This is a genomic window from Enterococcus sp. HMSC076E04 (genome assembly GCF_001814285.1).
Taxonomy (GTDB): Bacteria; Bacillota; Bacilli; order Lactobacillales; family Enterococcaceae; genus Enterococcus_B; species Enterococcus_B lactis.
The window spans coordinates 1-13,415 of sequence record NZ_KV815608.1 but is presented as its reverse complement, the minus strand read 5'-3'; the positions used below and the strand labels follow the sequence as shown (position 1 = coordinate 13,415).

At 37.0% G+C, this 13,415-nt stretch carries 18 protein-coding genes and 1 pseudogene; 16 read left to right on the top strand and 3 right to left on the bottom strand.

The genetic code is table 11. The features are described 5' to 3' along the window. Together HMPREF2961_RS08990 and HMPREF2961_RS08985 are read right to left on the bottom strand one after the other, a co-directional pair. Window positions 1-851 (bottom strand): 3'-5' exonuclease (locus tag HMPREF2961_RS08990; protein ID WP_070704606.1); only part of this gene is annotated, 851 nt, incomplete at its 3' end. Window positions 852-930: 79 nt separating this feature from the next. After that, entirely contained in the window at window positions 931-1,434 is a 504-nt protein-coding gene (locus HMPREF2961_RS08985) for a LexA family protein (RefSeq protein WP_002308079.1), read from the bottom strand. On the opposite strand from HMPREF2961_RS08985, the gene HMPREF2961_RS14770 reads away from it, so the two are divergent. Then, entirely contained in the window at window positions 1,397-1,633 is a 237-nt protein-coding gene (locus tag HMPREF2961_RS14770; protein WP_002308077.1) for a helix-turn-helix domain-containing protein, read from the top strand. The genes HMPREF2961_RS08985 and HMPREF2961_RS14770 overlap by 38 nt on opposite strands. Before the next feature lie 235 nt (window positions 1,634-1,868). Further along, window positions 1,869-3,983: an ATP-dependent protease ClpL gene (clpL, locus tag HMPREF2961_RS08980; protein WP_002308075.1), complete on the top strand. Its 2,115-nt coding sequence runs from the start codon at window positions 1,869-1,871 to the stop codon at window positions 3,981-3,983. Window positions 3,984-4,163: 180 nt separating this feature from the next. Here clpL and HMPREF2961_RS08975 read toward each other — a convergent pair. Beyond that, a pseudogene (locus HMPREF2961_RS08975) lies at window positions 4,164-4,478 on the bottom strand (transposase); the annotation flags it as partial. A gap of 81 nt (window positions 4,479-4,559) precedes the next feature. Between HMPREF2961_RS08975 and HMPREF2961_RS08970 the strand changes: the two are divergent. The 14 genes from HMPREF2961_RS08970 to HMPREF2961_RS15760 all read left to right on the top strand — a co-directional run bounded on the left by HMPREF2961_RS08970 (window position 4,560) and on the right by HMPREF2961_RS15760 (window position 13,408). Continuing rightward, window positions 4,560-4,787 (top strand): hypothetical protein, encoded by a 228-nt coding sequence (locus HMPREF2961_RS08970; RefSeq protein ID WP_002330418.1) that lies wholly within the window; start codon window positions 4,560-4,562, stop codon window positions 4,785-4,787. A gap of 218 nt (window positions 4,788-5,005) precedes the next feature. Continuing rightward, complete coding sequence (locus tag HMPREF2961_RS08965) at window positions 5,006-5,197, top strand: hypothetical protein (protein ID WP_002314345.1); 192 nt, start codon at window positions 5,006-5,008, stop codon at window positions 5,195-5,197. A 157-nt stretch (window positions 5,198-5,354) separates the two neighbouring features. Next, window positions 5,355-5,507 carry a hypothetical protein gene (locus HMPREF2961_RS15420; protein ID WP_002318496.1) on the top strand — a complete coding sequence of 51 codons (153 nt, stop codon included), beginning with the start codon at window positions 5,355-5,357 and terminating at the stop codon, window positions 5,505-5,507. Window positions 5,508-5,714: 207 nt separating this feature from the next. After that, entirely contained in the window at window positions 5,715-6,137 is a 423-nt protein-coding gene (locus HMPREF2961_RS15775) for a hypothetical protein (RefSeq protein WP_002316084.1), read from the top strand. 198 nt (window positions 6,138-6,335) lie between these two features. Then, window positions 6,336-7,064 (top strand): primase C-terminal domain-containing protein, encoded by a 729-nt coding sequence (locus tag HMPREF2961_RS15770; protein ID WP_002316085.1) that lies wholly within the window; start codon window positions 6,336-6,338, stop codon window positions 7,062-7,064. Between the two features lie 43 nt (window positions 7,065-7,107). Next, complete coding sequence (locus tag HMPREF2961_RS08955) at window positions 7,108-7,302, top strand: hypothetical protein (RefSeq protein ID WP_002311030.1); 195 nt, start codon at window positions 7,108-7,110, stop codon at window positions 7,300-7,302. A 13-nt stretch (window positions 7,303-7,315) separates the two neighbouring features. Next, complete coding sequence (locus HMPREF2961_RS15415; protein ID WP_002316998.1) at window positions 7,316-7,456, top strand: hypothetical protein; 141 nt, start codon at window positions 7,316-7,318, stop codon at window positions 7,454-7,456. A gap of 13 nt (window positions 7,457-7,469) precedes the next feature. Next, window positions 7,470-9,275: a type IA DNA topoisomerase gene (locus HMPREF2961_RS08950; RefSeq protein WP_070704603.1), complete on the top strand. Its 1,806-nt coding sequence runs from the start codon at window positions 7,470-7,472 to the stop codon at window positions 9,273-9,275. Window positions 9,276-9,831: 556 nt separating this feature from the next. Beyond that, the gene (locus HMPREF2961_RS08945) at window positions 9,832-10,020 is read left to right on the top strand and encodes a hypothetical protein (RefSeq protein ID WP_002311028.1); all 189 of its coding nucleotides are present in this window, start codon (window positions 9,832-9,834) and stop codon (window positions 10,018-10,020) included. Window positions 10,021-10,744: 724 nt separating this feature from the next. Next, a complete protein-coding gene (locus HMPREF2961_RS08940) occupies window positions 10,745-11,167 on the top strand; it encodes a cupin domain-containing protein (RefSeq protein WP_002307506.1) in 423 nt (140 codons plus the stop codon). Window positions 11,168-11,251: 84 nt separating this feature from the next. Then, a complete protein-coding gene (locus HMPREF2961_RS08935) occupies window positions 11,252-11,905 on the top strand; it encodes an ABC transporter ATP-binding protein (RefSeq protein WP_002307505.1) in 654 nt (217 codons plus the stop codon). After that, window positions 11,902-12,666: an ABC transporter permease gene (gene fetB / locus HMPREF2961_RS08930; protein WP_002311027.1), complete on the top strand. Its 765-nt coding sequence runs from the start codon at window positions 11,902-11,904 to the stop codon at window positions 12,664-12,666. The genes HMPREF2961_RS08935 and fetB overlap by 4 nt, the downstream gene beginning before the upstream one ends. A 401-nt stretch (window positions 12,667-13,067) precedes the next feature. Further along, window positions 13,068-13,205 carry a DUF302 domain-containing protein gene (locus HMPREF2961_RS15765; RefSeq protein WP_002316088.1) on the top strand — a complete coding sequence of 46 codons (138 nt, stop codon included), beginning with the start codon at window positions 13,068-13,070 and terminating at the stop codon, window positions 13,203-13,205. Beyond that, the gene (locus HMPREF2961_RS15760) at window positions 13,187-13,408 is read left to right on the top strand and encodes a DUF302 domain-containing protein (protein ID WP_224446560.1); all 222 of its coding nucleotides are present in this window, start codon (window positions 13,187-13,189) and stop codon (window positions 13,406-13,408) included. The genes HMPREF2961_RS15765 and HMPREF2961_RS15760 overlap by 19 nt, the downstream gene beginning before the upstream one ends. Window positions 13,409-13,415 lie beyond the last annotated feature (7 nt).

Sequence of the window (13,415 nt, the reverse complement as noted above, 5' to 3'; positions counted from 1 at the left end):
AAGAACCATTTACACAAAATTATTGACGCTCCCCAGTCTTCTAAAGCATCGTGTGAATTATTATCTAAATTGAGATAATCTTTTAAAGTTATTAGTTTGTGATTCGGAGTTTCGAAATGTCTTCGTGCTAAAGGTAAAGTATCAATTACACGGATCCGTTGATTTAATTCAATATTATTTTCATTTAATTGATGCAGCAAAAACTTTAAATCAAAAGGTGCGTTATGAGCGACAAGAGTATAACAACTAATGAACGACATTAGCTGAGGTGAAAAGTCTTCAAATGTGGGCATATTTACGACATCTTCTAATTCTAATCCAGTTATCTTAGTTATTCTTTTAGAGATGTTTGATCTAAATGGTTTAATATTTTGATATATGCGATCAATTTCTTCGTTTGATTCATATTTTATAGCACCAATTTGGAGAATTTCGCTATCCAACGGACTTAATCCAGTGGTTTCGAAATCTATTACGACGTAATCATCAACCAGTTTATGAGCTTTAATGTAAGTTGGACTCTTTTTATCTGCTTTTTTTGATTTCGAGGGAGGGGTAGGACCGGTTATATTTACTGATTTTTTAATCAAATCATCAATATCTATTTTGTTTTCGATAACGTTTTCTTTATCAGGGTTTTGAATAGTAGCATCTTCATTTTTTTCTATCGTTTGTTCTTTGATGATTTCTTTCATTTTATGAGAAAAACTCAAGAAAAGAATTCCTACCACGACAGAAAATCCACCTGATAAAAAATCTTCACTTGCTATGATTCCACCAAATAAACCTATAAATACAAGAAAAGCGCCTATTGAAAGTAATAATATTCGTACAATATTTTCATTTTTCATCCCATCTCTGATATAATAATATACACTGTCTCGGAAATGAGAACCCTAGCCGCAGCTCCAACTGCGAATGGGGTATTTTTTATAGGTCAAAACTTACTTTTACCGCTTTACCCAAAATTCTTGCTGGATTATTTTCATCAATGATATAAGGATGATAATCATTATTATCGGGCATTAGCATTACAACATCATTAACATGTTTAACTCTTTTGAGAGTCGCTTCAGAGTCGCCGTTTACTATAACTGGTGCAATTTCTCCATCTTCCACAACTGGTTGTCTTCGAATCAACACGTAACTATCAGAAGGGATTGTAGGAACCATGCTATTACCTCTGATTTTTAAATAAAAGACTTCACCAGTGGGCAAGTTTTCGTCTATCTCTTCTCTATATTCTTCAATATTTTCTTCAGCTAAAATAGGATCTCCACAAGCAATTTCTTCCAAAACAGGAATCTGTCTATATTTTTTAACAGGTATTAAATTTTTCGGTATCTCGCCATACCGCGGATCAATCGTAGACTTCAATACGCCAAAATAATCTGCTATGTCGTTAAAGGCAGCGCGCGTTAATGCTGGATTCACTAGCAAAGAAGCCGCTAAAGCTGCTGATGTGCATTTTCAAACGTTGTCCAAATATGAAATAGATAGTTCTGATATTCCATTTTCTCTTTTAAAAGAGCTGTCTAATCTGTATCAAGTTCCTATTAACAATTTTTTTTTGAGCAAAGAGTACGCTTTAATCCGTATCATAAATAATAAAAGAAATGAGGTAATGAATTGAACGAAGTTTCAAAGGACGTTCTGGCAATCGAAGCCCACGAAAAAGCAAAGTCTTAGTCTGATACGCTTAACACTTCTTTACTATTGTTTAAACAAAATATCCTAATTATTTCTAATTGATTCTATAAGCACTTTACTTAGCGATACATAAAAATTGTGATACAATTCAGTCATAGTTTTAAAGGATATTATGGTCACTAAGTTACACATATAAATTTTTATGGAGGTGTGGTAATATGGCAAATTTCTACGGAAATGATCCTTTTTTCAACAATGATATGGATGATGTTTTCAATCAATTATTTCGGCGCATGGATAATCAAAATTCGGGGCGTGCACGGTATTTAGTTAATGGACAATCGTTGACACCGGATGAGTTTGCTCAATACCGAGCAACTGGTAAGCTACCCCAAAATAATAAAACAATAGAAGTATCTAAAGATGGTAAACAGGCTGTTAAAAAAGGAGGGATTTTAGAAAAGTTAGGGACTAATTTGACGGAACAGGCTCGTGATGGATTACTAGATCCAGTGATTGGACGTGAGAAAGAGATTCAAGAAACTGCAGAAATTTTGAGTCGTAGAACGAAAAATAATGCAATCTTAGTTGGTGATGCCGGTGTAGGTAAAACTGCAGTCGTCGAAGGTCTGGCACAAGCAATTGTGGCTGGTAAAGTTCCAGAAACGATTCAAGATAAAGAAATCTATTCGATTGATTTATCTTCTTTGGAAGCGGGAACTCAATATCGCGGTTCTTTTGAAGAAAATATTAAACAGCTGGTAGAGGAAGTTAAAGCAGCTGGTAATATTATTCTATTCTTCGATGAAATTCATCAGATTCTCGGCACGGGTGCCACTGGTGGTGAAGATGGTGGCAAAGGATTGGCTGATATCATTAAACCTGCTTTGTCACGTGGCGAGCTGAGTGTAATCGGGGCTACGACTCAAGATGAATATCGCAATACTATTTTGAAAAATGCGGCTTTGGCACGGCGATTCAATGATGTTGTGATTAATGAACCGACGGCCGCTGACACTTTACGTATATTACAAGGTGTTAAAGAGCTGTACGAAAAACATCATCATGTTGTATTACCAGATGATGTTTTGAAGGCGGCTGTGGATTATTCAATCCAATATATACCACAACGCACTTTGCCAGATAAAGCTATCGATTTGATCGACATGACTGCGGCTCATTTAGCGGCTAAAAATTCGCAAACTGATGTTGAGACATTGGATCAACGCCTTAAAAAATTAGAGGCAGCTAAAGAGGCCGCCATTAAAGCGGAGGACTTTACAAAAGCCGCTGATATCAAGAAGTCGATCGAGGAAACCAAGCAAAAAATTAAAGAAACGGATCAAAAAGAAAAAATCACTGCCACGATTGATGATGTGGCACAATCGGTTGAACGTTTAACTGGTATACCAGTTTCTGATATGGGCGCTAATGATATTGAGCGCTTAAAAAATCTTGATAAGCGTCTGAAAAGTAAGGTAATCGGTCAAGATGAAGCGGTTGAAATGGTAGCAAAAGCAATTCGGCGTAACCGTGCGGGCTTTTCAGAGGGTGATCAGCCGATTGGAAGTTTTCTGTTTGTGGGCCCAACTGGCGTAGGAAAGACTGAATTAGCTAAGCAATTAGCCTTAGATATGTTTGGAAATGAAAATGCGATTATTCGGCTAGATATGAGTGAATATGCTGATCGTACAGCTGTGTCGAAATTAATTGGTACCTCGGCTGGATACGTAGGCTATGAAGATAATGCTAATACTCTAACCGAACGGGTTCGGCGTAATCCATATTCCATTGTATTATTAGATGAAATTGAAAAGGCTCATCCACAAGTATTAACGTTACTGTTACAAGTGATGGATGATGGGCGCTTAACGGATGGACAAGGCAATGTCATTAATTTCAAAAATACGATTATTATTGCTACTTCTAATGCTGGCTTTGGTAATGAATCATTAAGTGGTGACGAGCAACGAGATCAGTCATTAATGGATAAGTTAGCACCATTTTTCCGCCCAGAATTTCTGAACCGTTTTAATGGAATCGTGGAATTTTCACATCTGACTAAGCAAGACTTAAGTCAAATTGTCGATTTGATGTTGGCGGATGTACAAAAAACTTTAGCCAAAAAATCCATCAAACTTGAGGTAACTAAAGCGGCTAAAGATTGGCTGATGGAACAAGGCTATGATGAAGCAATGGGTGCGCGGCCATTACGGCGAGTAATTGAACAACAAATTCGTGATAAGGTAACGGATTTCTACCTTGACCACTTAGATGTCAAAAACTTGAAGGCTGATTTAGTGGATGATGAGATTGTGATATCGGCAGCTTAGCTTAAATCAGTGTTCATAAATAACTTTATATAAGAGGAGATTTATTGGGAAGGAGATTGCTTGATAAATCTCCTTTTTTCGTTGATTTTCACCATTTGATATTAATCTATTGAGTAATATGGGTAGCGTCAAGAATCTTGTGTAAATGAAATGCCTCCGTACATATAATATGTAGTTAATTTAAATAAAGGATGATTCTAGGGTGTCCTGAAGTCCTTTGAATCCGCGATGGATTCGCTTCATGGACTTCTCGTTGTAGACATTAAACTGAGAAACCAGGAATCGATCCAGTGAATCTTCCGTTGGAAATTGTTCTTTGTGGTTGGTGTTGCGTTTGAGATGCTTGTTAAAGTTCTCAATCAAGTTGGTTGAATACAATGAACCGCGAATAGCTGGTGGGAAATCCATGAAAGTGAGCAGATTCGGCATTTTAAGCAGATTTTTGATTAACTTGGGATAGGTCTGATACCAGTTGTTGGCGAAGTCATTCAATTTTCGTACCTGGCATGACATTTAGTGGGACTTCTGAACGAAATGAAGTTGATTACTGATGAATATAACTAGGAAATGACGCAATTGATTGGGGATATGGACCTTGAAGATGCCAAAATTAGCATAGAAGATCTAAGTGTTTATACGAACGATGATCAAACCTATTTCGTCGTTTTTGATCTCAAATATGAAGGATTGGATTCAAATCAAGTCCTTGTTTATGTAGCATCCGATCACGTCAGTTATTCCAATATAATCGATCATTATGAGCTAATCGCAACAAATACCAAATTAAAAAAGTGGAATAGATGATGGCTATTTTCGAAAAAGTCTCTTACTTTATTTCTATCGATCATCGGTAAAGTATCGTCGGTCGGTCACAAATCAAGTCAAATACCTGGAACGGGTGACGAGCAATGAATTTGATCAATTCAAAAATAAAGTAGCTTTTGAAAAGCTGCAGCGTGAAATCGAACAAGCAAAAATGAGTCAAGAGTCAGACCTATTCAATTAGGAGAAAGAGGAAAGTCATGGAAAATTATTACTTTATCAATAGCGTGGATCCAGAGAACCAAATGATGCGTATTCAAGAAGTGGGTGCTGGCGAAATGAGTGCGCAACAGGTACGTATCACGAAAGAGGATGCCGATGTTTATTCTTTAATGTTGGATGAAGCAACGCAAGAAGGGGAGCCGCTGATCGTTCAGCTGGATCTAAAATAAAGTCAAAATCAGCCGTAGAAAAAATTTTTTCGACCAGTACAAATAAAAACCGATTTTCTTTTTTTAGAAAGTCGGCTTTTAATAACGAAGCTAATTTAGTTGAAGTAGTTGCTCAATAATCGAAGAGCTGCCTGGTAAAAATAAAAGTAGACTACCTATGACTAACAAGATCCCTAAAACAAAACAGGCTATTACGAATTTGGTTGATCTAGATACTTCTTTATTTGAAACACTTATGATCAACAAAGTTATACCGACAGCTAACGTTAAAAAATACCAAAATCCCATTGTTATCGCCCACTTTCTTTGAATAGTTTTTCCTTTCAAACTGTTTAATAAATTTTATCATAGACAAGAAGAACTAATCCTTGTACAAGAAAAATATATGTAAAGTTTAAACTTTCTTATACTATATAGGTTGAATTAAATACTTTACATCCGCACGCACAGTCGGTCAATCACTACCAAGCCAGGTAAAAGCAAAGGGGCTATTTTTGCGTATCGCTCAAAATCAAGCATGATTGGCGGACGTGGCGTTGTTCTGACTTCCGAAGAAGCGATTCACGAAAACAAAGATACATTTACGCATTGGACACCCAACGTTTATCGTTATGGAACATATGTAGACGAAAATCGCTCATATACTAAAGGGCATTCTGAAAATAATTTAAGACAAATCAATACATTCTTTATTGATTTTGATATTCACACGGCAAAAGAAACTATTTCAGCAAGTGATATTTTAACAACAGCTATTGATTTAGGTTTTATGCCTACTATGATTATCAAATCTGATAAAGGTTATCAAGCATATTTTGTTTTAGAAACTCCAGTCTATGTGATTTCAAAATCAGAATTTAAATCTGTCAAAGCAGCCAAAATAATCTCGCAAAATATCCGAGAATATTTTGGAAAGTCTTTGCCAGTTGATCTAACGTGAAATCATTTTGGGATTGCTCGCATACCAAGAACGGACAATGTAGAATTTTTTGATCCCAATTACCGTTATTCTTTCAAAGAATGGCAAGATTGGTCTTTCAAACAAACAGATAATAAGGGCTTTACTCGTTCAAGTCTAACGGTTTTAAGCGGTACAAAAGGCAAAAAACAAGTAGATGAATCCTGGTTTAATCTCTTATTGCACGAAACGAAATTTTTAGGAGAAAAGGGTTTAGTAGGGCGCAATAGCGTTATGTTTACCCTCTCTTTAGCTTACTTTAGTTCAGGCTATTCAATCGAAACGTGCGAATATAATATGTTTGAGTTTAATAATCGATTAGATCAACCCTTAGAAGAAAAAGAAGTAATCAAAATTGTTAGAAGTGCCTATTCAGAAAACTATCAAGGGGCTAATAGGGAATACATTACCATTCTTTGCAAAGCTTGGGTATCAAGTGATTTAACCAGTAAAGATTTATTTGTCCGTCAAGGGTGGTTTAAATTCAAGAAAAAAAGAAGCGAACGTCAACGTGTTCATTTGTCAGAATGGAAAAAAGATTTAATGGCTTATATTAGCGAAAAAAGCGATGTATACAAGCCTTATTTGGTGACGACTAAAAAAGAGATTAGAGAAACGCTAGGCATTCCTGAGCGGACATTAGATAAATTGCTGAAGGTACTGAAAGCGAACCAGGAAATTTTCTTTAAGATTAAATCAGGAAGAAATGGTGGTATTCAACTTGCTAGTGTTAAATCATTGTTGCTATCGATCATTAAAGTAAAAAAAGAAGAAAAAGAAAGCTATATAAAGGCGCTGACAAATTCTTTTGACTTAGAGCATACATTCATTCAAGAGACTTTAAACAAGCTAGCAGAACGCCCCAAAACGGACACACAACTCGATTTGTTTAGCTACGATACAGGCTGAAAATAAAACCCGCACTATGCCATTACATTTATATCTATGATACGTGTTTGAAAGAGAAGACGAAAACGGAGATAAAAAATATTTTATCGGTACATTTCAAAGCGATAAGTTGAAACGACTCACTCCATATAAAGATGATAAAGAGGAATTGGCTCAACAGCTTAAAAAACAGCAAGACCAACATAGAGAACAAAAGCAAGAACAAACAATAGCTTTACAAAGAGAAGAAGAAAAATAAAGGAGAATGAGCTATGAATTTTCTACAAAATAATTTCCAAACTTTATATTTAGGTGCAGCTGCAGGAGATATTCAAGGAAGAATTTCCGGAGCATTAACAACAGTTCAATCCGTATTGACAGGTATACAAGATCGTCAAAAAGCATTTAGATGAAGCGGAAACAATCGTGATTGCGACCGACAGCGACCGAGAAGGTGAAGCAATCGCCCGCTTGATTATCAACCTTTCGGGAAATAGCCGGAAAACCATTAAACGTTTATGGATCAACTCGCTTGAAACTAGCGAAATCAAAAAAGGATTTCAAAATCTGAAGGACGGACAGGCGTTTTATTCCACTTACAAAGAAGCAGAAACCCGACAAATCGCTGATTGGCTGGTAGGAATCAATCTCCCCCGTCTTTACACGCTTTATATGCAGAAAAACGGCATGAGAGGCGTGTTTAGCGTTGGACGCGTCCAACCCCCGACTTTGTTCTTGATTTACCAACGCAACGAAGAAATCAAACATTTCGTCAGCAAGCTATTTTATGAGTTGTATGCCACTTTCACACACTCGAATGGTAAGTACAAAGGGAAATACAAAGAGCGGTTTGATACACTCGAAAACCTTGACGGGTTCAAAGAAACCAATCAGCTAGAGCAAGCGGAGAATGCCGAAGTAACAAATGTCAAAGTGGAAGAAAAACGGCAGTATGCGCCGAAACTATTTAGCTTGTCTGATTTACAATCTTTCGCGAACAAACGCTTTAAGTACAGTGCCGACAAAACGCTTTCGATCGCTCAAAAACTCTATGAAAAAAAGGTGCTTTCTTATCCAAGAAGCGATACCAATTATATTGGTAGCCCCGAATTTGACTACCTGAAAAGCAACCTCAGTCGGTATCTCGAACTAGCAGGAGTGGGCATTTCCGAACCGCAGCTAAACAAAAATAAACGGTATGTAGATGGAAGCAAAGTACAAGAACACTATGCGATTATTCCAACGAAGACATTGCCGAAGCTCAGTGATGTAACGAAAGACGAAAAAAACATTTATCTTTTGGTCTTGTATCGTACCCTCGCAATTTTTGAAAAGCCGTATATCTATGACGAAACCACCATTGATACAGCGATCAATCAGGTTCTGTTCCAATCAAAAGGGAAGACAGAAAAAGAGCGTGGATGGAAACGACTATATAAACAGGAAGAAAAAGACAAGGACGACCCACTTTTACCAGAAGTAACCGTCAATGATTCAGTGGCTTTCGCCCTTGAAACAAAGGAAGGGAAAACCCAACCACCCAATTACTATACAGAGGGCACACTGCTAACCGTCATGAAACATGTCGGACGGGCAATGGACGATAAAGACAGCAAAGACATTCTTAAAGAAACCGAAGGGATTGGAACCGAGGCCACTAGAGCCAGTATCATTGAAACCTTGAAGAAACAAGACTACATCACGATCAGTAAGAGTAAAATCTATGTGACAGAAAAAGGCGAATTGTTGTGCCGCATAATTGCAGAGGACGAAATCGCCAATGCCGGCATGACTGCCCAATGGGAACGCTATTTGAAAAAGATCCGAAGCCAACAAGGCACACAAGAAGCTTTTTTAGGCAGTATCGAGCGGTTTGTGCAGCACCTCATTGAAAAAGTGCCACAAAACTTCCAAGACAAAAAAGAAAACATTGCAGATGTAGCCGGTCATATGGAACAAGAAAATGTGATGGGTACGTGTCCGAAATGTCAAAACAGCGTAGTAGACAAAGGAAAATTTTATGGCTGTTCGGGCTACAAAGACGGTTGCAAATTTACGCTTCCTAAAAGATGGAGCCAAAAAGCACTCACAAAGAAAAATGTCCAAGATTTATTAAGCAAAAGAGAAACGAGTTTAATCAAAGGGTTCAAAAGTAAAAAAGGAAGCAATTTCTCGGCAAAGTTAACACTGAATGACGAAATGAAATTAGCTTTTGAATTTCCAAAAAAATAAAAACACAAGATCTAGACCTTGCCCCTTTTGGAAAAAAGGGGCAAGCCCCCAAAATCGTCTCAGTCACCCAGTTGTAATAGCCTAAAACTGAATAACACTTAAATAAGTCAAGGAACGGGTAAGTATTTTTTGGCAGACCACCAAAAAATCTCCACCCTCACAGTCCTTGACTTCTTTATTTTTGGCTGTGGGCTGTCGTCGCCGACAGTCAAACCAGTTGTAAAAAATATTTGCTAGCTTGCCTGTCGCTAAAATAGTGTACCGCCAAAAAACGCTTGAAAGGAATTTTTCTTTTGCTCGCTTGTTGCTTTGTAAGAATAAGTAGCTATTCTGCAAATAACCCTAATATTTCGTATTTCTCTAAAAAACCAGTGTTTGAGAGGGAAGTTCTACGCTCATTTCAGATTGATCTATGGGTAACTATCCATGAAAATGCCTGTAAACCGCTCTTTTTTCAGTTTTTTTAAAGAGAGAGAAAATAAAAATAAAATACCAACTTTTTACGTATATTAATAACGAAGGACTTAAATATAGGATGATCAAAGGAGGCGTTCTTATGTATGAAGACGAATGGAGAGAATACTATGCAACCAAAAATGAGAGCATACATATTACGAGAAACAAACTCATTTTCCAATGCAATGAAGGAATCGCTCTGTCTACTCATAAAACGGAAATTGAAAGAATCATGCATGCATTGGCACTTAAACTCTTATTACTGGAGTTAAATTCATATGATTTTTAATCTGCAAAAAAGTTTATAGCACCATCGCTTATACCAGAAAATATAACAAACGCCGCATTGTTTTTTTGTGCACTTTAATAATCTATTCAACTAAGGAATTAAGCTGGCTGTCAAGAGAGTAATATCGTATTGAATCTCAGGTGGAAATTTTCTGCGGTATCTTTTTTGACTGAAATGACATTAGTGTCTTTTGGGGATTGTGTATGTAAGTATTTTTTAAAATCATTTTAACAAGTTTTGGACAAAAATTCTCATGAAAAAACAGAATTTAAATAGCATGATAAATTAGAGAAGATAGTTTAATGTGCTTATAGGAACACCCCACTTTTACAGTCACAATCAATAACCTTGCTACTTTCTTTCGAAATTGATAAGAGTCTAAAGGATTGACAACGCTTGATAGTGAGCATAAACTTAATGTATGCTAGTTAGTTTACAAGTGCAAACTAAAAAAGTATGAAGTGTCGTCTCTGAAATTCTCCCTGATTCAAGTCATAACCAGAGTACATATCGGTTATTTTTTGATTCCATATTTTTTCCTTTATGTGCTGAGGATTAAGGGGTACCAATTGTAATTGCGCGTTATATGGTCTTTGTTTAGAATCGCTCTCCAAAAAGCCAATTTTTTTGCATAGAATTTTTAGATGTGGTACCATTAATTAGAATTATTATAAATAAGAAGTAGGTATCATTGTTTCAGTACAAAGACTAGGAGGAATGGAAGATGGAAATAGACTACAAGGATCATGGGAAGAAGCCGTATATCATTAATATTGAAGACGCCACCACAGGAAATGATAATTACCGGACGACCATTTGGACAGGCAGTAAACTGCAAGTCACCGTAATGTCCATTCAACCGGGCGATGACATCGGTTTGGAAGTGCACGAAGGCATTGACCAATTTATCCGTATTGAAGAAGGAGAAGGAGTGTGTAAAATGGGGCCTTCTAAAGATAACTTACATGTTCAACAAAAAGTGATGGATGATGACGCCGTATTTGTTCCGGCGGACATGTGGCACAACATCGAAAACACCGGTGATAAGCCGCTCAGACTGTATACCATTTATGCTGGTCCAGATCACCTTGAAGGAACGGTTCACCCTACTCATGAAGACGCCAAAAACGATCCAAACGAACACTGAGGTACACTAGGATGAAACAAAAGCCCTGCACCCGTATGGGATGGTCCACTGGTGCAGGTCTTTTTTATAAAGGAGAGAAGTGGTATGAGTGATTCATTGTTTCAATTAGAGAAGGTTGGTTTTCAGGCAAACGGAAACCAAATCCTTCAAGATATCTCTTTTACAGTAAACAAAGGGGAAGTGATTGTTTTTTCTGGTCCTTCTGGAAGTGGAAAAAGTACCCTTTTGAAATTAATTGGTACGCTGCTTTCCCCAACTTCCGGAAAAATTTATTATCGAGGTACGGATCTGCAAAAAATCGATCCTGTGGAGTATAGAAAAGAAGTCTCTTATTTCTTTCAAAACGCTTCTCTATTCGATGAGACAGTTCAAGAGAACTTGTCTTTTCCTGCCCGCATAAGAGAAGAAGGATTTGATCGGGAACGTGCAAAAAAATTGTTAGAACGAGTTCAAATACCTGAAACTTACTTATCGAAAGAGGTCAAGGAACTATCAGGAGGGGAAAAACAACGGGTTGCATTGGTCCGAAATTTGATGTATCAACCGAAAGTGTTGCTCCTGGATGAAGTTACCAGTTCATTGGACCAAGAAAACAGAGCGATTGTCCTTGATTTAGTCCGAGACATGATGAAAGACCAACAAACTACGGTGTTGGCCGTCACTCACAACCAGGAAGAAATCGACCAAGCTTCTCGTCTGATTACTATCAAAGGTGGAAAAATGGAGGAATCGAAATGACAAACAATTTGGAAATCAGTAATCTTTCTTTGCTTTTATCCTCTGTCCTCTTGATAGTTGCCTTGTTGATTGATTACAAAGAGAAATTGGGATTAGGAAACGACATTTTTATTGCGGGAATTCGCGCTGTCGTTCAATTATTCCTTATTGGATATGTATTGAGCTACGTATTACGAGTGGATAACAACTTTCTCACTTTAGCGATGGTTTTGTTCATTGTGTTCAACGCTTCTTATAACGCCCATACACGCAGTGAGGGGATCAACCGCTCTTTTAAAATTTCAACGACGGCTATTGGAGTAGGAACAGCCTTGTCCTTACTCATTCTTGTTTTTTCAGGAGTCATTGACTGGACCCCTTCCCAAATCGTTCCAATTACAGGCATGATTGCCAGCAACGCCATGACTGCGATTGGAGTGACCTATCGGTCTTTGAATTCAAAATTTACGGACCAACGCCAACAGGTATTGGAAAAATTGGCATTGGGAGCCAATAAAAAACAAGCGTCCATGAGTATTGTAAGAGAAAGCGTCAAAACGGGCATGGCTCCTTCTATTGACCGAACAAAAACGGTTGGACTTGTCAGCCTACCAGGTATGATGTCAGGGTTGATTTTTGCGGGAATTGATCCTGTTCAAGCGATTCGTTACCAAATTGTTGTGATGTTTATGTTGATTTCAGTTACTGCGATTTCTTCATTTATTGCTAGTTATATGGCTTACCGTGAGTTTTATAACAATCGCAGTCAATTAATTATATGATTTGGGATGATACACTACTCTTAAAACCAGTGGTTACAATTTTATGTAGTTAAAAGAAGACCTCACGAGAATAATTGCAAAAAGAACTTCATTTTTTAAGGAAGAAGGATATTTTTGTCATCGAATCTTTGGAACGACTAGGGAGAAACTATGATGAAATTTTTTATATAGTGCAGCAACTGGATTAAAAGGATATCGGACTGATTGTTTTGAACATGCCTATCCTCAACCAATGAGAACTTTCGACGAAATCATGTTCTAGAGAGAAATTTCTATCCAATAAGAATTCCAAATCATGGACACTATTATCAAAGAAGCTTTAATAGATAAAATATTCAAAGCAGATTCTAAAAAAGTCGATTCCACAAAATATACATGAAATGAAAAATGGAGGAATATAAGTGAACTTTATGTATGAAGTTAAAACAACTAAATCATTCCAAGCGGCAACAGAAGCACTCATTGAGAAACTCAAAGAAAGAGAATTTGGTGTATTGTATCAAGTTAATTTTAAAGAAAAATTAAATCTAAAGGGTTAGATTTCCCTACAAATTTTGAGGTATTAGAAATATGTAATCCAAAACAAGCAAAAGAAGTATTGGAAAAACGTATTGAAGTTGGCTACTTTTTACCGTGCAAGGTGGTTGTTTATGAAAAAGAAGCCGATGTGTATATTGGACTACTAAAACAAACAGTATTACCCGTGGTGCTAGTTAATTTTTTCCTAGAGGAAAATGTCTAAACATGTT